The 23,313-nt window shown below is 63.1% G+C and carries 24 protein-coding genes and 1 riboswitch; of the genes, 15 read left to right on the top strand and 9 right to left on the bottom strand.

Annotated elements, in window-relative coordinates:
• Positions 1–244: 244 nt before the first annotated feature.
• Both HFO71_RS36545 and HFO71_RS36540 read left to right on the top strand, forming a co-directional pair.
• The gene (locus tag HFO71_RS36545; protein ID WP_246642564.1) at positions 245–355 is read left to right on the top strand and encodes a hypothetical protein; all 111 of its coding nucleotides are present in this window, start codon (positions 245–247) and stop codon (positions 353–355) included.
• Between the two features lie 3 nt (positions 356–358).
• On the top strand, positions 359–595 hold the full coding sequence (locus HFO71_RS36540; protein WP_315858309.1) for a DEAD/DEAH box helicase: 237 nt from the start codon (positions 359–361) through the stop codon (positions 593–595).
• Here the strand turns inward: HFO71_RS36540 and HFO71_RS32535 are convergent.
• The 3 genes from HFO71_RS32535 to HFO71_RS32525 all read right to left on the bottom strand — a co-directional run bounded on the left by HFO71_RS32535 (position 581) and on the right by HFO71_RS32525 (position 2,720).
• Positions 581–1,114, bottom strand: coding sequence for a GNAT family N-acetyltransferase (locus tag HFO71_RS32535; protein ID WP_168340077.1), 534 nt, complete (start codon positions 1,112–1,114; stop codon positions 581–583). The two genes, HFO71_RS36540 and HFO71_RS32535, sit on opposite strands and share 15 nt — an antisense overlap.
• Before the next feature lie 18 nt (positions 1,115–1,132).
• Positions 1,133–1,951 (bottom strand): bifunctional allantoicase/(S)-ureidoglycine aminohydrolase, encoded by an 819-nt coding sequence (locus HFO71_RS32530; RefSeq protein ID WP_131640569.1) that lies wholly within the window; start codon positions 1,949–1,951, stop codon positions 1,133–1,135.
• A 115-nt stretch (positions 1,952–2,066) separates the two neighbouring features.
• Positions 2,067–2,720 (bottom strand): glutathione S-transferase, encoded by a 654-nt coding sequence (locus tag HFO71_RS32525; protein WP_131640791.1) that lies wholly within the window; start codon positions 2,718–2,720, stop codon positions 2,067–2,069.
• Positions 2,721–2,843: 123 nt separating this feature from the next.
• Here HFO71_RS32525 and HFO71_RS32520 point away from each other — a divergent pair, with 123 nt between their 5' ends.
• Entirely contained in the window at positions 2,844–4,058 is a 1,215-nt protein-coding gene (locus HFO71_RS32520) for a polyhydroxyalkanoate depolymerase (protein WP_168336405.1), read from the top strand.
• 31 nt (positions 4,059–4,089) lie between these two features.
• On the opposite strand, the gene HFO71_RS32515 is transcribed toward HFO71_RS32520, so the two are convergent.
• The 6 genes from HFO71_RS32515 to HFO71_RS32490 all read right to left on the bottom strand — a co-directional run bounded on the left by HFO71_RS32515 (position 4,090) and on the right by HFO71_RS32490 (position 11,208).
• Positions 4,090–5,925: an ABC transporter ATP-binding protein gene (locus HFO71_RS32515; protein ID WP_168340076.1), complete on the bottom strand. Its 1,836-nt coding sequence runs from the start codon at positions 5,923–5,925 to the stop codon at positions 4,090–4,092.
• A 36-nt stretch (positions 5,926–5,961) separates the two neighbouring features.
• A complete protein-coding gene (locus tag HFO71_RS32510; protein ID WP_168340075.1) occupies positions 5,962–7,158 on the bottom strand; it encodes an aminotransferase class V-fold PLP-dependent enzyme in 1,197 nt (398 codons plus the stop codon).
• Between the two features lie 68 nt (positions 7,159–7,226).
• Positions 7,227–7,739: a RidA family protein gene (locus HFO71_RS32505; protein WP_168340074.1), complete on the bottom strand. Its 513-nt coding sequence runs from the start codon at positions 7,737–7,739 to the stop codon at positions 7,227–7,229.
• A gap of 50 nt (positions 7,740–7,789) precedes the next feature.
• Positions 7,790–8,659: an ABC transporter permease gene (locus HFO71_RS32500; protein WP_168340073.1), complete on the bottom strand. Its 870-nt coding sequence runs from the start codon at positions 8,657–8,659 to the stop codon at positions 7,790–7,792.
• A complete protein-coding gene (locus HFO71_RS32495) occupies positions 8,659–9,600 on the bottom strand; it encodes an ABC transporter permease (RefSeq protein ID WP_168340072.1) in 942 nt (313 codons plus the stop codon). The genes HFO71_RS32500 and HFO71_RS32495 overlap by 1 nt, the downstream gene beginning before the upstream one ends.
• A gap of 81 nt (positions 9,601–9,681) precedes the next feature.
• A complete protein-coding gene (locus tag HFO71_RS32490; protein ID WP_131640564.1) occupies positions 9,682–11,208 on the bottom strand; it encodes an ABC transporter substrate-binding protein in 1,527 nt (508 codons plus the stop codon).
• A gap of 226 nt (positions 11,209–11,434) precedes the next feature.
• On the opposite strand from HFO71_RS32490, the gene HFO71_RS32485 reads away from it, so the two are divergent.
• From HFO71_RS32485 to HFO71_RS32430, 12 genes are all read left to right on the top strand, one after another.
• A complete protein-coding gene (locus tag HFO71_RS32485) occupies positions 11,435–12,019 on the top strand; it encodes a DUF1349 domain-containing protein (RefSeq protein ID WP_221988881.1) in 585 nt (194 codons plus the stop codon).
• Positions 12,020–12,244: 225 nt separating this feature from the next.
• Positions 12,245–13,378: a transporter substrate-binding protein gene (locus HFO71_RS32480; RefSeq protein ID WP_168340070.1), complete on the top strand. Its 1,134-nt coding sequence runs from the start codon at positions 12,245–12,247 to the stop codon at positions 13,376–13,378.
• Complete coding sequence (locus tag HFO71_RS32475; protein ID WP_168340069.1) at positions 13,375–13,956, top strand: ANTAR domain-containing response regulator; 582 nt, start codon at positions 13,375–13,377, stop codon at positions 13,954–13,956. Before HFO71_RS32480 ends, HFO71_RS32475 begins: the two co-directional genes overlap by 4 nt.
• Positions 13,956–14,804, top strand: a complete 849-nt coding sequence (locus tag HFO71_RS32470; protein ID WP_168340068.1) for an ABC transporter permease — start codon at positions 13,956–13,958, stop codon at positions 14,802–14,804. Before HFO71_RS32475 ends, HFO71_RS32470 begins: the two co-directional genes overlap by 1 nt.
• Complete coding sequence (locus HFO71_RS32465) at positions 14,804–15,724, top strand: ABC transporter permease (protein ID WP_168340067.1); 921 nt, start codon at positions 14,804–14,806, stop codon at positions 15,722–15,724. Before HFO71_RS32470 ends, HFO71_RS32465 begins: the two co-directional genes overlap by 1 nt.
• Positions 15,725–15,750: 26 nt before the next feature.
• Positions 15,751–17,370 carry an ABC transporter substrate-binding protein gene (locus tag HFO71_RS32460; RefSeq protein WP_168340066.1) on the top strand — a complete coding sequence of 540 codons (1,620 nt, stop codon included), beginning with the start codon at positions 15,751–15,753 and terminating at the stop codon, positions 17,368–17,370.
• A 67-nt stretch (positions 17,371–17,437) separates the two neighbouring features.
• Positions 17,438–18,382 carry an acetamidase/formamidase family protein gene (locus HFO71_RS32455; RefSeq protein ID WP_025397514.1) on the top strand — a complete coding sequence of 315 codons (945 nt, stop codon included), beginning with the start codon at positions 17,438–17,440 and terminating at the stop codon, positions 18,380–18,382.
• Positions 18,379–20,067: an ABC transporter ATP-binding protein gene (locus tag HFO71_RS32450; RefSeq protein ID WP_168340065.1), complete on the top strand. Its 1,689-nt coding sequence runs from the start codon at positions 18,379–18,381 to the stop codon at positions 20,065–20,067. The genes HFO71_RS32455 and HFO71_RS32450 overlap by 4 nt, the downstream gene beginning before the upstream one ends.
• 150 nt (positions 20,068–20,217) lie before the next feature.
• A riboswitch (TPP riboswitch) is annotated at positions 20,218–20,314 on the top strand.
• A 43-nt stretch (positions 20,315–20,357) separates the two neighbouring features.
• The gene (gene thiM, locus HFO71_RS32445) at positions 20,358–21,161 is read left to right on the top strand and encodes a hydroxyethylthiazole kinase (RefSeq protein WP_077980107.1); all 804 of its coding nucleotides are present in this window, start codon (positions 20,358–20,360) and stop codon (positions 21,159–21,161) included.
• Positions 21,158–21,793, top strand: a complete 636-nt coding sequence (thiE, locus tag HFO71_RS32440; RefSeq protein ID WP_168340064.1) for a thiamine phosphate synthase — start codon at positions 21,158–21,160, stop codon at positions 21,791–21,793. Before thiM ends, thiE begins: the two co-directional genes overlap by 4 nt.
• On the top strand, positions 21,790–22,599 hold the full coding sequence (gene thiD / locus HFO71_RS32435; RefSeq protein WP_168340063.1) for a bifunctional hydroxymethylpyrimidine kinase/phosphomethylpyrimidine kinase: 810 nt from the start codon (positions 21,790–21,792) through the stop codon (positions 22,597–22,599). The genes thiE and thiD overlap by 4 nt, the downstream gene beginning before the upstream one ends.
• A 217-nt stretch (positions 22,600–22,816) precedes the next feature.
• Positions 22,817–23,296, top strand: a complete 480-nt coding sequence (locus tag HFO71_RS32430; RefSeq protein WP_168340062.1) for a GNAT family N-acetyltransferase — start codon at positions 22,817–22,819, stop codon at positions 23,294–23,296.
• Positions 23,297–23,313 lie beyond the last annotated feature (17 nt).

Genomic DNA, 23,313 nt, shown 5'->3' with positions numbered 1-23,313 from the left:
CGCGACTGGCAACCAAATTGATCAGTCAAGCGTCAACTCGCAAACGTCATCTTGAGTGCCCGGTCACGATTTCCAAGCGGTTTCCGCGCCATACTCGCCTCAAGAACCCTTGGAGAGCTTGTCCTGGGAGATTGGGAAGATACCCGCCGCCTAGTCCTCGCGCGGAACGAATACAAATGCGTGTCGTGCTCGACCAAGTTGAAGTCGCGCGCGACGCTGACGGCATCATCTCCTGCGGAGATCCATGGGCGGTTCCAACGAACTCTCGAACTTGGTGACCCTATGCGATGGTTGCCACGCCGTCCATCATCCAAATCTCGCAGGAGGTCTTGCCCGTCGGGCGATCGAGCGCTGAGCGATGCGGCTGGCCCGCTGGCTAGGTAGTGGTGCGCGTGCCCTTGAAGCGGGAATGAATTTCGGCCCCGTTCTCCGGTTGTTCGGCGTCTCACACTTTCGAGGCGGCCAGCTGCCGATCGTCTTGGCGGCTCTCTCCGGGAAGTCGATCCTTGTCGTCAGCCCCACTGGATCAGGGAAGTCACTTTGCTTTCAGATTCCCGCCCTCCTCCGTCGCGGCTCCACGTTAAATGCCGTTTGATGATCGCAGTTCGTAGAGCACGTGACGGCGCAACGGATGACCTTCGGCGAAATTGGGATGATTGAACTCCCCGATCCGGCTCATCCCCAGTCGCGTCATCAAACCCCAGGAATTGCTGTTTGCAGGCACCGTGAAGCTGACGATGCGGTCAAGCTTCAGCTCGTTGAACGCAAAGTCGAGAGACCGTTCCGCGGCCTCGCGTGCATATCCGGCGCCGTGCCGAGAGGCCGAAAGCCGCCAACCGATTTCGACTGCCGGGGCAAATGGCAAAGCAGGTGAAACCTTGGCGAGGCCGCACATGCCGATCAACTGGCGGCTTGCCTTCTCCTCCAGCGCCCAAAACCCCCAGCCATGATCCTCGAAGTGTCGGTCGATACGGTCGAGCATCGCATCCGACTGTTCGTCGGTCAGAGGATTGAGATATCTGACAACGTCGGGTTCGGCATTGATCGCAGCGAAGGGCTTTCGATCCTGCTGCAGCCACGGTCTCAAAATCAGACGTTCGCTTTCAAGCTGCATCGTCCCTCACCATCGCTCCTACCAGAGCGTCATGTGACGGTTGACGTCCTTGTAGAGCAGGTAGCGGAAACGGCCGGGGCCGCCGGCGTAACATGCCTGCGGGCAGAAGGAGCGCAGCCACATGAAGTCGCCGGCCTCGACCTCGACCCAATCCTGGTTCAGCCGATAGACGGCCTTGCCTTCCAGCACATAGAGACCATGCTCCATGACATGGGTTTCCATGAATGGGATCACGGCACCCGGCTCCAAAGTCACGATATTCACGTGCATATCGTAGCGGACATCGGCCGGATCGATGAACCGGGTCGTCCCCCAGCGTCCGTCGGTGTCCGGCATCGCCGATATGGCATGTTCGTCCTCATGCGTGACGATCGCCGGCGGCGGCTCCAGCCCCTCGACCTCCTGAAAGGCTTTTCGAATCCAGTGGAATTTTGCCGCCGTCGAACCGCCGTTTTTCAGGCGCCAGACCGAACCCGCCGGAATATAGGCGAACGAACCGGAGCGGAGCGCGTGGCTGGCGCCATCGAGCTCCATTGTCATCTCGCCTTCGACGACGAACAGAACCGCTTCGGCCCGCTTGTCGGGCTCCGGCCGATCGCTTCCGCCGCCGGGCTGAACCTCCATCACATATTGCGAGAAGGTCTCGGAGAAACCGGAAAGCGGCCGGGAGAGAACCCATGCCCGTGTCCCCGTCCAATGCGGAAGGACGCTGGTGACGATGTCGGTCATGACGCTGCGCGGGATGACCGCATAGGCTGTGGTGAAGACGGCCTTGCTGGAAAGCAGCTCGGTTTGCGGCGGCAATCCGCCGAGTTTGGAATAATAATCTCTGTTCATCGGTCCAGGCTTCGCGGCATGTGGCACTGCATCTGCTTTATGCGCCGCTCACCTTCCAGGCAACTCTTAATTCGGCCCGTTAAAATCGATGGGGAGCCGCCCGGCCGGGTTTCCGTCAGAACTCGACTTCCAGTTCGACGATCTCGTCCGGCTCGGCCATCGCGCCTTCGGTCCACTCGCGCATCAGCGGCCAGGACAGCACCGTTTCCACATAGGCTTCGAGCTGCGGTTCGAGCTCCACCGCATAGGTGCGGAAGCGGGTGCAGACCGGCGCATACATCGCATCGGCCACGGTCGGCGCGGTCCCGAAAAGCCACGGCCCGCCGCTCGCGTCGAGGCATTCAGTCCAGATCGCCTTGACACGCTCGACATCGGGCCGCGCGCCCGAAAATATCTTGAAGCTCGCATGCCGCGCCTTGAGGTTCATCGGCAATGCCGAACGCAGGTTATGGAAACCCGAATGCATCTCGCCTGAGACCGACCGGCAGCGGGCGCGCGCCGCCCGCTCGGCGGGCCATAGCCCGGCAGTGGGCGTCACTTCGTGGAGATATTCGGCAATCGCCAGCGTGTCCCAGACCGTCACATCGTCATGGGTCAGCCTCGGCACCAGAACCGATGGTGAAAGCAGAAGCAGTTCCTGACGCGCCTCGTCATCCATCTCCACAAGGACTTCGGTGAAGTCCAGCCCCGCCATCCGGCATAGCAGCCAGCCGCGCAGAGACCATGAGGAGTAGTTCTTCGAGGAAATCGTCAGTGCCGCCTGCGACATCGCGCTCGTATCCTTGTCGGACAATGTTGCTTCTTCCTCGATAATCTTCTCGCATGGCAGAACATATTCCACTAGCATTTTTTGCACCGCCGCATCGATGCGGCAGTGCGGGAGATTTCGGCCATGCTCTACCAGGCCTATCAGTTCCAGGATGATCTCATCGCGCCGCTCCGCGATCTGGCACGGCGCCTGCAGATCTTCTCCACGACAGCGCTCTGGGGATCCGGCAGCGAAATGGGACGGCACTTCGCCGCCGCGCTGGAGATGATCTCACGCTTCGAGATCACCCACCAACGTCCGGATTTCGCCATAGACTCGGTCATGATCGGCAATCGCGTGGTGCCCGTCACCGTCGAGACCGTACTCGACATGCCCTTCGGCACGCTGCTGCACTTTGCAACGGACACCGATGCAAAGCGGCCGCGGGTGCTGGTCGTCGCCCCGCTGTCCGGCCATTTTTCCACGCTCCTGCGCGGCACGGTGCAGACCCTGCTGCGCGATCACGACGTCTATATTACCGACTGGGTCAACGCCCGTGACGTGCCGCTGTCGGCCGGACGCTTCGGCATGGACGACTATGTCGATTACATCATGCATTTCCTGGAGGAAATCGGCCCCGGCGCTCATATCCTCGCCGTCTGCCAACCCTGCGTACAGGCGCTGGCCGCCGTTGCCGTGATGTCGGAAGAGCGGCATCCCGCCACCCCGCGGACCATGACGTTGATGGCCGGGCCGATCGATCCGCGCGAAAGCCCGACGAAGGTCAACGAACTTGCCGTATCGAAGTCGCTCGCCTGGTTCGAGAACTCGCTGATCACGGGCGTTCCTTGGCGTTATCGGGGCGCCGGGCGGCGGGTCTATCCCGGCTTCCTCCAGCTCGTCGCTTTCATGTCGATGAACATGCAGCGCCACCAGGACGCTCATCGCAGGCTCTACGACCATTTGGCGAAGGGCGAGACGGCCGAAGCCGGCAAGATCAAGAAGTTCTACGACGAATATTTCGCCGTGCTCGACCTTACCGAAGAATTCTACATCGAGACCATCGAACGCGTCTTCCAGAAGGCTGAACTCGCGACCGGCGACCTCACCCACCATGGCCGCAAGGTCGACCCGGGCCAGATCCGCAACACGGCGCTTTTGACCGTCGAGGGCGGCCGCGACGACATCTGCGCACTCGGCCAGACCTCGGCCGCGCACGATCTCTGTCGTGCACTGCGCCCGCATCTGAAGCGCCATCATCTTCAGGCCAATGTCGGACATTACGGCGTCTTCAGCGGCCGCCGCTGGGAGGGGGAAATCTACCCCGTCGTGCGCAACATGATCCTGGCGATGGAATAGCGCCCGTCAGATCCGAAACGCGATGGCAAGTCTACCGATCGGCCATGACCAGATGGCCCGGCCCGACTTCGCGATAAGACGTGCTTGCAGGCTGATAGTCGACCGGGCGCATCGGGCTCTTGATCTCGTCATTCGCCACCATCCGCTTTTCATGGCGGCGGTCCGGATCGGGCACGGGCACCGCCGCGATGAGTTTCTTCGTATAGGGATGCTGCGGATTTTCGAAGACCGCGGCCCGCGGGCCGATCTCGACGATCTCGCCGAGATACATCACCGCCACGCGATGGCTGACGCGTTCGACCACCGCCATATCGTGCGAGATGAACAGGAAGGCGAGGTTGAGGCTCTGCTGCAGGTCGAGCATCAGGTTGATGACCTGCGCCTTGATCGAGACGTCGAGCGCCGAGACGCTTTCATCGGCGACGATGACCTTCGGCTGCAAGGCAAGCGCGCGGGCAATGCAGATACGCTGGCGCTGGCCGCCGGAAAATTCATGCGGGTAACGCGCGGCCATATCCGCCGACAGACCGACCTTCACCAGCAGATCGGCGACGACGTCTTTTGCCTGCTTTGAATTGCCCATCCTGTGTTCGAGATAGGGTTCGGCGATCGCAGCACCAACCGTCATGCGCGGGTTGAGGCTGGCAAAGGGATCCTGAAAGATCATCTGCACGGATTTGCGCATCTCGCGCAGATCCTTCCTGTCGAGGCCGAGCACCTCCCTGCCCTCGACCAGAACGGAACCGGCCTGCGGCTCGATCAGCCGCATGATGGCGCGGCCGGTCGTCGACTTGCCGCAGCCGGATTCGCCGACCAGCGACAGCGTCTCGCCGGCATGAAGATCGAAGGAGACGTTTTCGACCGCATGCACCCGGCTGGTCAGCCGGCCGAACAGGCCGGAATGAATGTCGAAGCGCTTGGTGAGGTTCTTCACCTGTAGGACAGGCGTCGCTGCCACCGTATCGGCGACCTCAGCGGGAATATCCGATTCACCCGTTGCGGTATTGACCACGGGAAAGCGCAGCGGCCTTTGCCTGCCCTGCATCGAACCGAGCACCGGCACGGCTGAAAGCAGCGCTCTCGTATAGGGATGTTTGCCGCGGTGAAAAATATCGGCGGTGGCGCCGCTTTCCACCTGTTCGCCGCGATACATCACCACCGTCCTGTCGGCGATCTCGGCGACGACACCCATGTCATGGGTGATGAAAAGGACGGAGGTCCCCTCCTCATCCTGCAGCATCTTGATCAGGTCGAGAATCTGGCCCTGGATGGTGACGTCGAGCGCCGTCGTCGGCTCGTCGGCGATCAGCAATTTCGGCCGCGAGGCAAGCGCCATGGCAATCATCACCCGCTGGCGCATGCCGCCAGAGAAACGATGCGGATATTCGCCGAAGCGCGAGGCAGCCGAGGGGATGCGGACCTTTTCCAAGAGCCGGATCGTCTCGGCTTTGGCATCGGCCCTGCTCATATCGGAATGGCAGAGCAGCGCCTCGGAAATCTGGTCGCCGATGGTGAAAAGCGGATTGAGCGATGTCATCGGCTCCTGGAAGATCATCGCCACCTCGTTGCCGCGCACCTGCCGCATGGCATTTTCCGGCAAGGCCAGAAGGTCGCGTCCGCCGAGCATGACGCGGCCCTCGACACGGCTCGTATCCGCCTGCAGCAGCCGCATGATCGAGAGCGAGGTGACGCTCTTGCCCGAACCGGATTCGCCGACGATCGCCACCGTCTCCGCTGGCGCCACCGTGAAAGAAACATCGCGTACGACCGGTTTCCAGACGCCGTCCACCAGAAAGGAGGTCGTCAGCCTGTCGACGGAAAGAACGTCGGTCGTCGTCTGGATCGGTTTCGTTTGGGCGCTGGCCATTTACTGTTCCTCTTGCGGCGGATGAGCGGCGGCGGTTCAATCCGGCCAACGCAGCACACCGTCGAAACGGTGCCTGCTGCGGTTCTCGATCGGCGTTGCGATGATCTCGTTGGAGGCGCGCGCCTTGTCGAGTTCCTGCGCCAGGCGCTCCGCGACGACCGTCTCCTCGCCCGGGTGCAGGTTGCAGGGGTCGAGGTAGAAATAGCGGTGCTCCACCTCATGATCGCGCACGATGATGGGCGGGCTGCCCTTGGCAAGCGCATCGGCCAGATCCCAGGCGGTGATATGGGCTTGCTCGGGATCGACGATCAGGCGCAGCCGATCGAGCGGATTGCTGGTCGGATCAGGCTCGATCAGCGCGGTGACGCCAGGGCGGCCTTCGAGCGTGCGCTTCCACAAGTTGAGGTAGCCGGTCTCGCGTTCCCGGATTCCGGCATGGTCGCGGTTTTCCCAGGCTTCGAGTGCCGCCATGACGCCGAAGATGCTCTCCTTGCCGACCTTCATGCCGCGGCCGATGCCCATGTTCTGCAGGAAGGCATGGCGCACCAGCTCCTTCCTGCCGGCAACGATACCCGAGGTCGGGCCGCCGAGGAACTTGTGGCCGGAGTAGAGCGCGATATCGGCCTCCTGCTCCAGGAAGATGCGCAGATCATATTCCGAGGCCGCATCGACGATGACGGGCACGCCCTTGGCATGGGCGATCTCGACGAATTCCTTGAGGTTCAGCAGGCCGTAATCGACGACATGGTGGGAGACGACATAGACAGCGGCGGCGGTCTTGTCGGTGATGGCGTTTTCCATGTGGAAGCGATGTGTCGAGGTCGCCTGCCCCACAAGCACGACCTTGCCGCCGGCAAGCCGGATCGCCTGGTCGACCGGGGCGCCGTAACTGACGACATGGCCCATCTGCACCAGCACCTCGTTCTTCTCCGGCACCACATCCGGCAGCTTCTCGATCGCCAGCAGGTTATTGCCGGTGATTGCGCCGGCGACGGCAAGCGAAATGCCTGCCGAACAGGAGGCGGTGACGAAGCCCGCCTCGCCGCCGGTCAGCCTTGCGATGACGGCGCTTGCCTTGCGCTGCAGGTCGTTGATCTCGACGAAGTGCGGCAGGATCGATGCCATCGCGCTGATCGCTTCAGGAACGACAATCGAGGCGCCGAGGCTGGTCATCGTGCCCGATACATTGATGACAGGGCGGAGGCCAAGCGACGGGCGGATATCAGTGGACATGGAGGTCTCCAGGATTCTGGGTCGAAAAACGAAACATGGGGCGGTCGATCAAATGTGTCGAGCTTCCGTCAGCCGTGCAAGGCGACGATCGCCTCGATCTCGACGGTGATGTTGCCGGGCAGCGAGCCGAAGCCGACGGCCGAGCGGGCATGTTCGCCGGCCGGCCCGAAGACTGCGATCAGCAGATCCGAGCAGCCATTGATGACGCTCGGATGATCCTCGAACTCAGGCACGGCGTTGACCATGCCGAGCAGCTTGACCACCCGCTTGACGCGGGAGAGATCGCCAAGCGCGTCCTGCATGACGGCAAGCAGGTTGATGCCGGTCAGCCGCGCATGGCCGTAGGCCTGCTCGACACTGACCCCACCGCCGACCTTGCCGGCATGCATGAAGCCGTCGGCCTCGCGCGGCCCCTGGCCGGAGAGGTAGAGCATATTGCCTTCGATCACGTGCGTGACGAAATTGGCGATCGGCGGCGGCGGCGGCGGAAGCGTTATGCCGAGGGCGGCAAGCCGTTCGTAAGGCGAGTTCTCGACCTTGCCGGCGGCGGTGGGAAACTGATTCACGCAAACTCCTGTCATGCAATTTTCGATTTGGCGAATTTCGATTGGGCCAACGCTTGGTCGGCGGATTAAAGATCCTTGCGCAGCCTAGGATCGAGCATGTCCCTGAGGCCATCGCCGACCATCTGCAGCGACAGCACGGAGAGGATGATGGCGACACCCGGAAACAGCGTCATCCAGTCGGCCTGGCCGATATACTGCCGACCGGCGGCAATCATCGTTCCCCAGGTCGGGATTTCGGGGCTGACGCCGAGGCCGAGGAAAGACAGGCCAGCTTCGGCAAGCATCGCGCTCGCAAAGAGGAACGTCGCCTGCACGAGGATCGGCGACAGCAGATTGCGCAGCACATGTCGGGTCATGATATGGAAGGTCGAAATGCCGAGCGCCCTCGCCGCCTCGACATAGGGGAGTTCACGAATGACCAGCGTCGAAGCGCGCACGATGCGGGCAAGGCGCGGCGCATAGACGATCGACAGCGCGATGATCACCGTCGTCAACGAAGGGCCGAGGGCCGCGACGAGCGCGATCGCCAGCAGAATATCCGGAAACGCCATCATCGCGTCGATCAGCCGGGCGATCGGCGTGTCGAGCTTCTGGAAGAAGCCGGCAAGCAGGCCGAGCGTCACGCCGATCACGGCCGACAAGGTCACGACCGCTACACCGACGAGCAGCGACAGGCGGCCGGCGAAGATCGTCCGCGAAAAGACGTCGCGGCCGAACTCATCGGTGCCGAAGAAAAAGGTGCCGCTCGGCGGCTTCAGCCGATTGACGATGGAAAGCTTCGACGGCGAATAGGGCGCGACAACAGGCGCGAAGACTGCCAGAAGCACGAAAATTGTCAGGATCAGCAGGCCAAAGGCGACCGTCTTGCGCTTCAGCAGGCGCCTGGCGAATTTGCTGCCCTCGCCTTCGACTGATTTGATTGCGATATCTGCCATCAGTAGCGCACCCTCGGATCGATCAGCAGATAGAGCATGTCGATCGCAAAATTGATCAGCACGTAGAGCGCGGCGATAACGAGCAGCGCGCCCTGGATGACGGGATAGTCGCGGCGCAGCACCGCGGAGACGACGAGATTGCCGACACCCGGCAGGCCGAAGACGGTCTCGGTGACGACGGCGCCCGAAATCAATACCGCTGCCGTCAGGCCGATTACCGTCAGGATCGGGATCAGCGCATTCTTCAGCGCGTGCTTGAGGATGACCCGACGCTCGATCAGCCCCTTGGCGCGGGCCGTACGGATATAATCGTCGCCGAGCACATCGAGCATCGACGCGCGAGTGAAACGCAGGATCAGCGCCGAGGAGACGATGCCGAGCGCGAAGGCGGGCAGCGTCAGGTGATACATGCGCTCGAAAAAGGTCGAGCCCGGGCCGCCATAACCCGAGACCGGGAAGAGGTTGAGCCTGACGGCGAAGAACTGCATCAGGATCAGGCCGAGCCAGAAGCTCGGAATGCTGGCGGCAAACATGGCGAGCGTGGTTGCCGCCTGGTCAATGAAGGATCCGCGCCGATAGGCGGCATAGATGCCGATCGGCAAGGCGATGATGCTGGCAATGGCGAGCGAAAACAAAGTCAGGAAGAAGGTCGGCTCGGCCCGGTCGAGCAAGGCCGAGGTGACAGGCATGTTGAGGAAGATCGACTGGCCGAGATCACCTCTCAGCATCTGGCCGATATAATAGACATATTGCAGGCCGAGCGACTGATCGAGGCCGAGCCGGGACCTGAGGTCGGCAATATCCTGCGGCGTCGCATCCGGCCCGAGCATGACGGCGGCCGGATCTCCCGGGGTCACGCGCACGATGACGAAGACGATCGTGACGACGAGAAACATCACGACGATCATGCCGAACAGGCGCTGGAGGATGTAGCGTATCATGAATGCCTGGCAAACCCTTGCAGATGCTGCGAAAAAAGAAGACCGATACCGGCCACGGCGGGCCGGTATCGGTGGCGATGCTTACTTCTTCATCGAAGCATTCCAGAAATACGGCCACGGAGCCGGATCGACGCCTTCGAGCTTGGTCGATTCCGCCGAAACCGCGTTGAAGTCGCCGATCTTCATGAAGGGGGCGTCGGCATAGATCGCCTTCTGGACATCGGCCCAGAGCGCGACGCGCTTCTTCGGATCGACTTCCGAGGTGAAGGCATCGACGGCGGCTTTGCGGGCCGGCGTATCCCACCAGCCCGGCGAGCTGGTCGAAAGCGAGCCAATAAGAGCCGGCTCCGGCAGGAAGGGGCTATGGGTGATGTAGATATCCCAGAGCTTCGGATCGGCGCGGCGCTGCGTCAGCGTCGCCCAGTCCACAACCTGCATATCGACGGTGAAGCCGGCAAGCTTCAGATATTCGGCGGCGACCTGCGCCATCTTGTAGTGGAATTCGTACTGGCGGCTGGTCAGGATACGGATCGGTTCGCCGTTGTAGCCGGCCTTCTTGGCGGCAGCCGCCGCCCCTTCCGGATCGGCGACGTTATAGGCGCCCTCGACGCCGGCATCCGTCGACCAGGCAAAGGTCTTTGGATAGATGGCGCCGTCGAGCGCGTAGAAATCGGTGCTGCCGAAGGCCGCGGCCAGCATATCTTCCATGCTGAGCGCCTGACGGATCGCCTTGCGGACTTCGACATTCCCGGCAATACCTTCCTTCGTGTTGAAGACGAAGACGGGATAACCGAAGGGCTTCAGGATGATCGGCTGCGAGGCGTTGGAGGCCTTCAGCTTGTCGTAGGATTCGACCGGGATCGAGTCGACATAATCATACTGGCCGGAAACGGCGGCCTCGACGCGGGTGTTCGGATCCGGCACCGGCACGAAGCGGATCTCGTCGAGATACTGGTGGCGGGCGCCGCCATAACCATTGCTGTCGCCTTCGCGGGACTTATAGCCATCGAAACGGACGAGCTGGATATACTGGTCAGCCTTGCGCTCCTTCAGCATGTAGGGACCCGTGCCGATGAAGTCCTTCATGGGCTCGTCCTGCTTTTCGGACGGGATGATGATTGCGGCCGAATTGTTGAAGGCGAGCAGCGAGGTCAGCGGCGCATAGGGCTGCTTCAGCGTGATCGTCACGGTCGCCGGATCGACGGCGGTGACCTTATCGATGAAGCCGGCCACCTGCTTGCCGCGCGAGGCGATCTTCATCCAGCGGCCAAGCGAGGCGACGACATCTTCCGATGTCATGTCGCTATTGTCGTGGAACTTGATGCCGGTCCTGAGCTTGATCGTATAGGTTTTGCCGTCGGCGCTGATCTCAGGCAGGCTTTCGGCCAGAAGCGGCGTGACGTTCCAGCTCTTGTCGAAGGTGTAGAGCGTTTCGAAAATGTGCTGGGTGACGATGCCGACCAGATCGGCCGTCGACGACATCGGATCGAGCGTCGGCGGCTCGCCGATCGTCGCGACATTGATGACGCCGCCCTTTTCCTGGGCAAAGAGGGTCGAAGGCAGGGCGACAAGCGCGGTACCGAGAAGGAATGCGACCAGTGTTTTCATGTGACAGCTCCCGTTTAGTTCCACAATTATGTAATTCATCTTTTTGTAACAGAATAAGAGATGGATCGATCCTGTCAAGCACGAGCGACGGATTATGCCCTCGGCCGAAGCCGAGACGCCGGAAAAACACACAACTTCGGCTGCGCCGGCCTGCAACAAGACCGCGCATTATGCCAAGGTGAGTCAAACACCCTGCGGTGACGCCTCAACAGAACGGGACAATCAGATGAGCACCAATTTCAACGACGGAAAATGGCTGAACGAACCGGCCATCTGGCACGCGGAGGAAGCCGGCCTCACCCTAACGACCGACGAGAAAACAGATTTCTGGCGGGAAACCCATTACGGCTTCACCCGCGACAGCGGCCATTTCCTCGCCTTTCCCACCACCGACGCCTTCACCGCGCAGATCCGCGTCCAGGGCGAATTCCGCACGCTCTACGACCAGGCCGGCCTGATGGTTCGCATCGACGAAAAACGTTGGGTGAAAACAGGCGTCGAGTTCACCGACGGTGAAGCCTTCCTCAGCACCGTCGTCACCGACGGCAAGTCCGACTGGTCGGTGGCACAGCCCTTCAGGGAATTGGAGGATTTCCGCATCCGCGTCACTGTCGCCAACGGCGCGATGCGCATCCAGGCCTCGCGCGACGGCAGCTTCTGGCCGCTGCTGCGGCTCGCGCCCTTCCCGGCAGTAGCGCACTACGAGGTCGGACCGACCGCCTGCACGCCGGAGCGTAGCGGACTGACGGTCCGCTTTTCCGAATTCTCGATTGGGCCGACGACCGACAAGGATCTGCATGACTTGAGCTAGAAGCGCGACCTTTGGCTGCTCTACCGAGAGAGCAAGATCAAATGACGGCGAGTGCCGCGCAGCACACTTGACAAAGACAAGCTGCCTGTATTTTACTCAGGCCTGCGGATTAGGCAGAAGGCCAGCCGCATTGACATGACTCCGATAGTCCCCGGGCAGTTTCGCCCCATGACGCCTCATCGCTCGATGGGACCAGCGTCGTGGGGTTTTTGATGTGGTCACTTGATGAACGACGCGCTGAAAATCGGCATCCTTTTTTCGACCACCGGGCCTTACGGCTCGATGGGCCGCGACGCGCGCGACGGCGCCGATTTCGCGATGGCCGAATATGCCGGCGTCGAAGGACTGGCAATCGAGCCGGTCTTCTTCGATCCGCATGCCGATCTTGCCGCCTACCTCGACGGCGCGCGTCATCTTCTGCGCGCCGGCTGCCGCCATATCGTCGGCACGATCACATCTGCGGCGCGCAAGGAAGTCATCCCGCTCGTCGAAAAACATGACGGCCTGCTCTGGTATATGTGCCCCTATGAAGGCTTCGAGGCCAATGAGAACGTCATCTATGTCGGCGGCTGCCCCAACCAGCATCTGCTGCCGTTGTTCGAGCACCTGATCCCGCGTTATGGCGCAAGGCCCTACCTCGTCGGCGCCAACTACGTCTGGGGCTGGGAGATGAACCGGCTCGCCCGCGAACTCATTACCAATGCCGGTGGCGAGGTGCTTGGCGAACGCTATCTTCCACTCGAGGAGACCGCCGTCGAACGCATCGTAGCGGAGATCGCGCAGCGCCGCCCGAGCTTCATCCTCAACAATCTGATCGGCCCCTCAAGCTACGCCTTCCTGGAGGCGATCAAGGCCCTCGGTGATCGCGACCCGGCCTTTCGCGCGGAAAACTGCCCGGTGGTCAGCTGCGACCTGATGGAATGCGAACTCGACGATATCGCCGCCGGAGCTGCCGCCGGCCAGCTTTGCGCCGCTTCCTATTTCGACAGTATCGCAACCCCCGAAAATGCCGCCTTCAAGGCCCGCGTCACCGAGCGTCACGGCGCGGAGCGGCGTGTCTCCAGCGTCTTTGCCAGCGCCTATACCGCCGTCCGGCTCTGCGTCGACGCGATCGTCGCCGCCGGCGGCGACGATCCCGACGCCGTCCGCCGCGAGCTCTACAACAGATCCTGGCCGACCCCGTTCGGGGCGCTGGCGATCGATCGCGAGACCAATCATGCCGCCCTGCCCTTTCATCTCGGCCGGATCAACGCCGACAACGGCTTCGATGTCGTCGCCTCGCGGCCGCCGCTCGCCGCCGACCCCTATCTGACCGGCCGCAACCGACAGGCCTTTCCGTGGTTAAGGGTGGTGTCATGAGAGAGACACCCAATTTCACCGGCTGGCAGGCGATGGTCCTGCATCGCGAGGACGGCAACGCAGAAAAGCTGATCCGCCAGCTTCGCCTGCTCGGCATCCACGCAACGCTGCAATGGGCGCCGCTTCCGGCCGTGGCACTGCCTGATCTCGTCATCGTCGATGCCGATCAAGGCTGGGACGATCTGCTGCCCTGGAACGGCGAAACGCCTGCCTGCCCCGTCGTCGCCTTGCTTGGTTCGGAAGCGCCCGGCCGCATCGCCTGGGCGCTCGCACAGGGCGCCGGCGCGATCATCGCCAAGCCGATCGCCACATCTGCCATCTATCCGGCGCTTGTCATGGCCGTCTCCATTCATCAGGAGCGCAAGGCGACTGCGGAAAAGCTGCAATATCTCGAAGAGCGCGTCCGGCTGCGGCCGCTCGTTCACGCCGCCGTCGAAAAGCTTCAGGCCGCACACGGCATCGACGAGGAGAGCGCTTACGCAATCCTGCGCAACTGCGCCATGCGCCGCCGTCTGCCGATGGAGCAGATATCAGCCTTCATCCTGGCGGGTGCCGAACCCCTGCCGGAGGCCGGCTGATGCATGTGCTGAAACAGATGATCCGCCAGCCGACGGCGCTCTTCGGCCTGATCGTCGTCACGCTCGTCATCGGGCTCGCCATAGCAGCGCCGTGGATCGCGCCGTTCAGCCCCGACGAGCAGATGTTTGACGGCCTCTCGCTCGAAGGCGCGCCGCTGGCGCCGGGCGGTCCCTATCTGCTCGGCACCGACACGCTCGGCCGCGACCTCTTTTCACGCCTGCTCTTCGGGGCCCGCACCTCGCTGATCATCGGCCTTGTCGCCAATGGCATCGCGGTGGCGATCGGCCTCTTCGTCGGCATCGTTGCCGGTTATCTCCGCGGATTGCCGGGCAACATCCTGATGCGCTTCACCGATCTGATGATGGCCTTTCCGGCGCTGCTGCTCGCCATCGTGCTGGCAGCCCTGTTGAAGCCGAGCCTGTGGATCGTCGCCATGGTGATCGCGCTGGTCAACTGGGTGCAGGTCGCCCGCATCGTCTATACCGAGACTCGCGGCCTGGTGGAGCGCGATTTCATCATGGCCGAACGCTCGCTTGGCGCCGGCCACATGCGCGTGCTCTTCATGCATATCCTGCCGCACCTCATGCCGACGGCAATCGTCTGGGGAACGCTCGGCATCGCCACCACCGTGCTGCTCGAAGCCACACTCTCCTTCCTCGGCGTCGGCGTGCAGCCACCGCAGCCCTCCTGGGGCAACATCATCTTCGAGAGCCAAAGCTATTTCCAGGCCGCCCCCTGGCTCGTCTTCATTCCGGGCGCGATCATCCTTCTGACGGCGCTTTCCTTCAATCTGGTTGGCGATGCGCTGCGCGACATTCTCGACCCGACCCAGCGCGGGAGGGGCTGATGGCATCACTCATGCTCCGCAGGCTGGCGCAGGCGGCCCTCATCCTGCTCGGCGTCGCGGCAATCACCTTCGTGCTGCTCTACGCCCTTCCGGCCGATCCGGCCCGCATGATCGCCGGCCGCAGCGCTACGGCCCAGACGGTCGCCAACATCCGCCATGAACTCGGCCTCGACCAGCCGCTGCTGGTCCAGTTCGGCACCTATGTCGGCAATCTGCTGCATGGCAATCTCGGCCGCTCCTATGCGCAGAAAACCGATGTCTGGACGTTGATCGCCGCACGCCTGCCGGCGACGCTGACGCTGATGCTTGCCGGCATCTTCGTCGAGGTGGTGCTCGGCCTGACGCTCGGCACCATCGCCGCCGTGCGTCGCGGCGGCTTCGTCGACCGGCTGGTGATGATGGCCTCCTTTGTCGGCACCTCCGCACCGCAATTCCTCGTCGCCCTGCTGCTGCTCTACCTGCTGGCGGCAACGCTCGGCTGGTTCCCGATGAGCGGCTACGGCAGCTTCTCGCATCTCGTCCTGCCGGCCGTAACGCTCGGCATCTGCGGCGCCGGCTGGTACGCCCGCATGGTGCGCTCATCGATGATCGACGTGCTGAACCAGGATTATGTCCGCACGGCGCGCGCCAAGGGTCTTTCCTCGAAGCGAGTGATCCTGCGGCATGCGCTGCCCAATGCGGTGCTGCCGATCATCGCCATGATCGGCATCGATATCGGCCAGTTCATGGGCGGCGTGGTCGTCGTCGAGGCGGTCTATGGCTGGCCCGGCATCGGCCAACTCGCCTGGCAGGCGATCCAGCAGGTCGACATCCCGATCATCATGGGCGTCACCCTGACCTCGGCGCTTGCCATCATCATCGGCAACCTGCTTGCCGACCTCGTCGCGCCGGTCATCGATCCGCGCATCCGCACACGCTGACAGCAACCAAAGAAGGGGAACCAAAAATGTTCAAACGCTGGCTGCAACAGACGACCATGGCAACGATCGTGGCGCTCGCGCCATTGTCCGTCATGGCTCAGGAAACGCCTAAGCAGGGTGGCGATATCGTCGTCACCTACAAGGACGACATCACCACGCTCGACCCGGCAATCGGCTACGACTGGGTCAACTGGTCGATGATCAAGAGCCTCTATTCCCGCCTGATGGATTATGCGCCCGGCACGCCGAACCCGGTTCCCTCGCTTGCCGAGAGCTTCACCGTTTCGCCCGACGGCTTGACCTATACCTTCAAGCTGCACAAGGGCGTGAAGTTTTCGAACGGTCGCGAGGTCGTCGCCTCCGACGTGAAATATTCGATCGAACGCGCCGTCGACCCGAAGACTCAGGGGCCTGGCGCGGGTTTCTTCGGCGCCATCAAAGGCTTCGAGGATGAAACCGGCGGCAAGACGACGACGCTCTCCGGCATCGAGACGCCTGACGATAGCACCGTCATCTTCAACCTCTCGCGCCCAGACGCCACTTTCCTGCACGTTCTCGCGATCAACTTCGCCTCGGTCGTGCCGAAGGAAGCCGTCGAGGCGGCCGCCGGCGACTTCGGCAAGAAGCCGGTCGGCTCCGGCACCTTCATCCTCAAGGATTGGACGATCGGCCAGCAGCTCGTTTTCGAGCGCAACAAGGATTACTTCGTCAAGGGCGTTCCCTACATCGACAGCTTCAAGGTCGAGGTCGGCCAAGAGCCGCTGGTGGCGCTCTTGCGCCTGCAGAAGGGCGAGGTCGATATTGCCGGCGACGGCATTCCGCCGGCAAAATTCCTCGAAATCAAGAATTCGGCCGACGGCGCGCAGATGATCGTCGACGGCGAACAGCTGCACACCGGCTACATCACGCTGAACACCAAAGTGAAACCCTTCGACAACGTCAAGGTTCGCCAGGCGCTGAACATGGCGATCAACAAGGACCGCATCACCCGCATCCTCAACGGCCGCGCAACGCCTGCCAATCAGCCGCTACCGCCGCTGATGCCGGGCTACGACAAGTCCTTCACCGGCTATGCCTATGATGTGGCGAAAGCCAAGGCGCTGCTTGCCGAAGCCGGCTATCCCGACGGCTTCGAAACCGTGCTCTACTCGACGAACACCGACCCGCAGCCGCGTAGCGCCCAGGCGATCCAGCAGGATCTGGCCGCCGTCGGCGTCAAGGCCGAAGTCCGGGCGCTGGCCCAGGCAAACGTCATCTCGGCCGGCGGCACGGAAGGCGAAGCGCCGATGATCTGGTCGGGCGGCATGGCCTGGATCGCCGACTTCCCCGATCCGTCCAACTTCTACGGCCCGATCCTCGGTTGCGCCGGTGCGGTTCCGGGCGGCTGGAACTGGTCGTGGTATTGCAACGCCGATCTCGACAAACGCGCCGTTGCCGCCGACTCCATGTCCGATCCGGCAAAGGCCGCCGAGCGCACCGCCGCCTGGGGCAAGATCTTCACCGATATCATGGCCGATGCGCCGTGGATTCCCGTCATCAACGAACGTCGCGTCGTCGCCAAGTCGCTGCGCATGGGCGGTGCTGACAACATCTACATCGATCCGACCCGCGTCATCAATTACGACGCGATCTACGTCAAGCAATAAGCCCTGAAGAAACAAAGCCTTCCCGGTCCCGCCCGGGAAGGCGTCATAAAATCGAGGGAGACATGACATGTGCATCGCCTGCACCCACACCATTCACCGCGCCCAGCATAATTTCGGCTGGAACAAGGATTTCGCCCCCGCAGTCGTCGCCAAGCCAGGCGAGACCATCCACTTCGAATGCATGGATTCATCGGGCGGCCAGCTCGGAAGCGAGGCGACGCTCGAAACGCTGAACGCGCTTGATTTCGGCAAGATCAACCCGGTCTCCGGCCCGGTCTATATCGAAGGCGCCAAGCCCGGCGATGCGCTGAAGGTGACGCTGCGCAAGTTCATTCCGTCGGGCGTCGGCTGGACGGCCAATATTCCAGGCTTCGGCCTGCTTGCCGACCAATTCAAGGATCCGGCGCTGCACGTCTGGTCTTATGACGCCAACAGCATGGTGCCCGCCCTTTACGGTCCGGGCGGGCGCGTGCCGCTGAAGCCCTTCGCCGGCACGATAGGCGTCGCACCCGCCGAGCCCGGCACCCATTCCGTCGTTCCCCCGCGTCGCGTCGGCGGCAACATGGACATCCGCGACCTGACGGCAGGCGTGACGCTCTATCTGCCCGTCGAGGTCGACGGCGCACTGTTTTCGATCGGGGATACCCATGCCGCCCAGGGCGATGGCGAAGTCTGCGGCACGGCGATCGAAAGCCAGATGAACGTCGAAGCGACGATCGAGCTCGTCAAGGACGCCAAGCTGCAGACGCCGCGCTTCACCACGACCGAACCGGTGACCCGCCATCTCGACGGCGCCGGCTACGAAGTCACGACAGGCATCGGCCCTGATCTGATGACCGGGGCGCGCGAAAGCGTCATGCGCATGATCGATCTTCTCGGCGCCGAACACGGCATGAGCGCCATCGATGCCTATCTGCTCTGCTCGGTCTGCGGCGATCTGCGGATCAGCGAGATCGTCGACCAGCCGAACTGGGTGGTTTCCTTCTACTTCCCGAGGATCGTGTTCGCGTGACCGAGGCCATGCCCGCCGCAGCACCGGTGCTCAGCCTTCGCAAGCTGAGCGTCGATGCCCGCACACCCGAAGGTCGCAAGCCGGTGCTCCAGGATGTCAGCTTCGAGCTTGCAAGCGGCGAAACGCTCTGCATCGCCGGCGAATCCGGTTCCGGCAAGTCGGTCACCTCGCTGTCGATCATGGGGCTCTTGCCCAAGGCCTCGCTGCGGGTCGCCTCCGGCAGCGTGCTGCTTGGCGAACGCGACCTGCTCACGCTTTCCGACCGGGCGATGCGCAGCGTGCGCGGCGGCGATATCGCCATGGTGTTCCAGGAGCCGATGACCTCGCTCAACCCGGTCATGTCGGTCAGCAACCAGCTGACTGAGGCAATCCGCGCGCACCAGGGCAGCGACAATGCCGAGGCGGTGGCGCTGAAGATGCTCGATGCCGTGCAGATCACCGAGCCGGCCCGGCGGCTGAAGCAATATCCGCACGAGCTTTCCGGCGGCATGCGCCAGCGGGTGATGATCGCCATGGCGCTCTCCTGCCGGCCGAAGGTGCTGATCGCCGACGAGCCGACGACGGCACTCGACGTCACCGTGCAGGCACAGATCCTCAGGCTGATGCGCGAGTTGAAGCGCGAATTCGGCACCTCGATCATCCTGATCACCCACGACATGGGCGTCGTCGCCGAAATGGCCGATCGCGTCGTCATCATGCAGAATGGCAGGATCGTCGAGCAAGGAACGGCGCTCGCCGTCTTCCAGCGGCCGAAGGAGGCCTATACGCAGCAATTGCTCGCCGCCGTCCCGCGGCTCGGCGCGCTTGCCGGCACCGACCGTCCGCCGCGCATCACCCAGCGCGCCGTCGAGACGCTGCATCCGGACCGCACGCCGGTCCTGAACGTGCGCGACCTCACCGTCACCTATGGCAATGCCGCAAGCCGGTTTTTCAAGGGCAAGCCGCCGGTCGCAGCCGTCGATCGCGTTTCCTTCGATATCCTGCCGGGTGAAACGCTCGGCCTCGTCGGCGAAAGCGGCTCCGGCAAATCAACCACCGGCAAGGCCGTGCTCGGTCTCATTCCCTTCAAGGGCAATGTCCTGATCGACGGCCGCAATATCGCCGGGCTCAGCCAGCGTGAGATGCAGCCCGTGCGTCGGTCGGCGCAGATGATCTTCCAGGATCCCTATGCCTCGCTCGACCCGCGCATGGCCGTCGGCAAGGCGATCGGCGAACCGATGGTCATCCACGGCATCGGCAACCACAGCGAACGGCAGGACCGCGTCGCCGAACTGCTGCGCCGGGTCGGCCTGACGCCTGATGCGGCGACGCGCTATCCGCACGAGTTTTCAGGCGGCCAGCGCCAGCGCATCTGCATCGCCCGGGCGCTGGCGCTGGAGCCAAAGCTGATCGTCGCCGACGAGAGCGTCGCAGCGCTTGACGTCTCGGTCCGCGCCCGGGTGCTCGACCTGCTGCTCGAACTGCAGGAAACGATGGGGCTCGCCTATCTGTTCATCTCCCACGACATGGCGGTGGTCGAGCGCATGTCGCACAACGTCGCCGTCATGCGCGCCGGCCGCATAATCGAAACCGGCACACGGCGAGAGATATTCGAGAACCCGAGGGAAGCCTACACCCGCGCACTGATCGCCGCGGTTCCGATCCCCGATCCGGAGGTCTATCGCGGCAGGGAAGTGCATGCGTGAAAGGCCAAGCATGGCTAAATGTTACAAACGAGGATGTCGCACGACTGCTGGAATGGCTCGACTTTTCCAAATCGTCGAGTTGCGCCGCGTCGATCACGGAACTCTCTTTTTCGGGATGACATCAGCCCCGTTCTCTGCGAAAAAGAGCGCGATGAGAGACAGGGGCGCCCGTCGACAGACGGGCTGAGAAGCACCCTTCGAACCTGAACCGGATAATGCCGGCGGAGGGAGTCGCTCGGGGCATCGCCATACGGGCCGCCCCGTGCCTGCCCCCGCCTGAAAGGGGCCACATGCAGACCAGAACCACACCAGGAGCGATGCTAAAGGCGATGCGCGAGAAGCCGCCGCTCGTTCAGTGCATCACCAATTACGTCGCCATGAATATCGCCGCAAATGTCCTGCTTGCATCGGGCGCCTCGCCCGCCATGGTGCATGCCGCGGATGAAGCCGGCGAATTCGCCGGGATCGCCGGCGCGCTGACAATCAATATCGGCACCCTGTCGACGCAATGGATTGACGGCATGCAGGCGGCGGCGAAGGTGGCGACATCAGCCGGCAAACCTTGGGTGCTCGATCCAGTCGCGCATTATGCCACGGCCTTCCGCCGCAATGCGGTTGCCGAATTGCTCGCCCTGCGACCGACTATCATCCGCGGCAACGCTTCCGAGATCATCGCGCTTGCCGGCGGAGAGAGCCGCGGCCAGGGGGTCGACAGCCGCGACCCGGTCGAGCAAGCGGAAGGTTCGGCGCGATGGCTGGCGGAACGGCAGCAGGCGGTGGTCGCCGTTACCGGCGTCGTGGATTTCGTCACCGATGGCGAGCGAGCCGTGCGCATCGAAGGCGGATCGGTCTTGATGCCTCAGGTCACAGCACTGGGCTGCTCGCTCACCTGCCTTGTCGGCGCCTTTGCCGCGACAGCGCCTGAGGATATCTTCGGTGCGACGGTCGCTGCACTTTCAACCTTCGCCATCGCCGGTGAGGAGGCCGCCCGTGGAGCGGCCGGCCCCGGCTCCTTCTCCTGGCGTTTCCTCGATGCGCTGGCCGCGCTCGACTCCGAAACGCTTGACGCCAGGGCAAGGATATCAGCCGCATGAAGGCCTTCGACCTTTCGCTCTATCTCGTCCTCGACCCCGATCTCTGCGCCGGGATCGGCATGGTCGAAACTGCGCGCCTTGCCGTTGCCGGCGGCGCGACCATCGTGCAGTTGCGCAACAAACACGCAGGCACCATCAGGATGATCGAGACCGGCCGCGCCTTGAAACAGGCGCTGGATGGGACCGGCGCCCTGCTCATCGTCAACGATGACGTGGAGGCGGCAATCGCCATCGGCGCCGACGGCCTGCATATCGGCCAGGAGGACATGGATGCGCGCAAAGCGCGGGCGATGATCGGTCCCGAGATGATCCTCGGCCTATCGGTCGAGAACGAGGCGCTTGCCGGTGCCGTCGATCCTCATCTCGCCGATTACACCGGCGTCGGGCCGGTGTTTGCGACACCGACCAAGGCCGATCACAAGCAGCCGATCGGCTTTGACGGACTTGCAAGGCTGGTAAAGGCCTCGCCGGTGCCATCGGTCGCGATCGGCGGACTCAAGGCCGATCATGTCGCCCAGGTGTTCGCCGCAGGCGCCAAGGGACTTGCCGTCGTTTCGGCCATCTGCGGCACGCCCGACCCCGAAGCGGCCACGCGCCGCATCGCTGCAGAAATTCGAAAGGCCCGCGCATGATCCGCAACGTTCTCTCCATCGCCGGCTCCGATCCCTCCGGCGGCGCCGGCATCCAGGCCGATCTCAAGGCCTTTTCCGCCCGCGGCGTCTACGGCATGGCGGTGCTGACCGCACTGACGGCGCAGAACACGCAAGGCGTCAGCGGCGTGTACCTGGTGCCACCGCAATTCGTCGCCGACCAGATCAAAGCCGTCTTTGCGGATGTGCGCGTTGATGCCGTCAAGATCGGCATGATCGCCAATGCCGGCATCGCCGACGCCGTTGCCGGTGCGCTGACTGACCACCGCGATATTCCGATCGTCATCGACCCTGTCATGATCGCCAAGGGTGGAGCCGCCTTGCTCGCGCCTGAAGCGGTCGACGTGTTGACCCGCCGGCTGCTGCCGCTTGCCACGCTTCTGACCCCGAACCTGCCGGAAGCTGCCGCCCTGCTGCACCAGCCGGTGGCGACAAACCGAGCTGACATGGCGGCGCAGGCCGAGCGCCTGCTGGCGCTTGGGCCGGCCGCGGTGCTGGTCAAGGGCGGACATCTCGACAGCGACGAGAGCCCTGACGTGCTTGCCACGGCCGCCGGCCTGCACTGGTTCGAAGCCTCGCGCGTGCCGACCAAGAATACCCACGGCACCGGCTGCACGCTCTCCAGCGCGCTGGCGGCCGAGCTCGCCAAGGGCGCCTCAGCGCGGGAGGCCGTCGCCATCGCCAAGGATTACCTCGCCGGCGCGGTCGCGGCTGCCGGACACCTTACCGTCGGCTCCGGCCACGGCCCAGTGCAGCATTTTCATGCGCTCTGGAAAGACGGCGAATAGACGCTCGCTCAACCAACATATCGCCAATCGAAACGGCCCGGCCCTTCCTGGGCCGTTTTTGCGTTCGGCACCTACCTGGCGTTGAAACCCTGGGGACAGCGGCGGCATGCCTTTGGCCGTTTGAAAAACCTAGTTGACAAGCCCGGCCGGATAGCCAAGTCTATGACACTAAAAGGGGATATGTTCTGCAATAACGGAATAACTGGAGGATTGACAGGTGCCAGACCTGCTTGTGAGCCTATATTCCACAGAGCTCGCCGACCTGAAAAGCAAAGCCGACGATGTCGGCATCTCCATCCGTCCGGCCCTCCCACCGGAACTGCATCTTATCGTCAGCTGGGTTCGCGAACGGTTCAGCGAGAACTGGGCCAGCGAAGTCGCGGTCGCCTTTTCCCGCCAGCCCGTTGCCTGCCTGATCGCCGTTGAAGCAGGCAAGCTGCTCGGCTTTGCCTGCTACGACACGACGGCGCGCGGCTTCTTCGGCCCGACCGGCGTCGATCCCGATGCGCGCGGCAAAGGGATCGGGCTCGCCCTCTTTTCCGCCTGCCTTCAGACCATGAAGGCGCTCGGTCACGCCTATGCCTTCATCGGCGATGCCGGGCCGGTCGATTTCTACGCCAGGACCGCAGGCGCAATCGTCATCCCCGCCCCCGATAAGGGCATCTACGAAGGCATGCTGAGAAGTATGCCGAAATGACCATCTGATCCCGGAGC

Source organism: Rhizobium laguerreae, from assembly GCF_019778565.1.
Classification (GTDB): Bacteria; Pseudomonadota; Alphaproteobacteria; order Rhizobiales; family Rhizobiaceae; genus Rhizobium; species Rhizobium laguerreae.
The sequence above is the reverse complement of the archived record's forward strand: the minus strand, read 5'-3'. Positions and strand labels throughout refer to the sequence as shown.

Excerpts from the sequence above, each read along its gene's own strand:
- HFO71_RS32535 (WP_168340077.1), bottom strand. The coding sequence starts at position 1,114 with ATGCAGCTTGAAAGCGAACGTCTGATTTTGAGACCGTGGCTGCAGCAG.
- HFO71_RS32530 (WP_131640569.1), bottom strand. The coding sequence starts at position 1,951 with ATGAACAGAGATTATTATTCCAAACTCGGCGGATTGCCGCCGCAAACC.
- HFO71_RS32505 (WP_168340074.1), bottom strand. The coding sequence starts at position 7,739 with ATGACAGGAGTTTGCGTGAATCAGTTTCCCACCGCCGCCGGCAAGGTC.
- HFO71_RS32455 (WP_025397514.1), top strand. The coding sequence starts at position 17,438 with ATGTGCATCGCCTGCACCCACACCATTCACCGCGCCCAGCATAATTTC.
- HFO71_RS32470 (WP_168340068.1), top strand. The coding sequence starts at position 13,956 with ATGCATGTGCTGAAACAGATGATCCGCCAGCCGACGGCGCTCTTCGGC.
- HFO71_RS36545 (WP_246642564.1), top strand. The coding sequence starts at position 245 with ATGGGCGGTTCCAACGAACTCTCGAACTTGGTGACCCTATGCGATGGT.
- HFO71_RS32510 (WP_168340075.1), bottom strand. The coding sequence starts at position 7,158 with ATGTCCACTGATATCCGCCCGTCGCTTGGCCTCCGCCCTGTCATCAAT.
- thiM (WP_077980107.1), top strand. The coding sequence starts at position 20,358 with ATGCAGACCAGAACCACACCAGGAGCGATGCTAAAGGCGATGCGCGAG.
- HFO71_RS32520 (WP_168336405.1), top strand. The coding sequence starts at position 2,844 with ATGCTCTACCAGGCCTATCAGTTCCAGGATGATCTCATCGCGCCGCTC.
- HFO71_RS32475 (WP_168340069.1), top strand. The coding sequence starts at position 13,375 with ATGAGAGAGACACCCAATTTCACCGGCTGGCAGGCGATGGTCCTGCAT.
- HFO71_RS32485 (WP_221988881.1), top strand. The coding sequence starts at position 11,435 with ATGAGCACCAATTTCAACGACGGAAAATGGCTGAACGAACCGGCCATC.
- thiE (WP_168340064.1), top strand. The coding sequence starts at position 21,158 with ATGAAGGCCTTCGACCTTTCGCTCTATCTCGTCCTCGACCCCGATCTC.
- HFO71_RS36540 (WP_315858309.1), top strand. The coding sequence starts at position 359 with ATGCGGCTGGCCCGCTGGCTAGGTAGTGGTGCGCGTGCCCTTGAAGCG.
- HFO71_RS32460 (WP_168340066.1), top strand. The coding sequence starts at position 15,751 with ATGTTCAAACGCTGGCTGCAACAGACGACCATGGCAACGATCGTGGCG.
- HFO71_RS32500 (WP_168340073.1), bottom strand. The coding sequence starts at position 8,659 with ATGGCAGATATCGCAATCAAATCAGTCGAAGGCGAGGGCAGCAAATTC.
- thiD (WP_168340063.1), top strand. The coding sequence starts at position 21,790 with ATGATCCGCAACGTTCTCTCCATCGCCGGCTCCGATCCCTCCGGCGGC.
- HFO71_RS32465 (WP_168340067.1), top strand. The coding sequence starts at position 14,804 with ATGGCATCACTCATGCTCCGCAGGCTGGCGCAGGCGGCCCTCATCCTG.
- HFO71_RS32525 (WP_131640791.1), bottom strand. The coding sequence starts at position 2,720 with ATGTCGCAGGCGGCACTGACGATTTCCTCGAAGAACTACTCCTCATGG.
- HFO71_RS32495 (WP_168340072.1), bottom strand. The coding sequence starts at position 9,600 with ATGATACGCTACATCCTCCAGCGCCTGTTCGGCATGATCGTCGTGATG.
- HFO71_RS32480 (WP_168340070.1), top strand. The coding sequence starts at position 12,245 with ATGAACGACGCGCTGAAAATCGGCATCCTTTTTTCGACCACCGGGCCT.
- HFO71_RS32490 (WP_131640564.1), bottom strand. The coding sequence starts at position 11,208 with ATGAAAACACTGGTCGCATTCCTTCTCGGTACCGCGCTTGTCGCCCTG.
- HFO71_RS32515 (WP_168340076.1), bottom strand. The coding sequence starts at position 5,925 with ATGGCCAGCGCCCAAACGAAACCGATCCAGACGACGACCGACGTTCTT.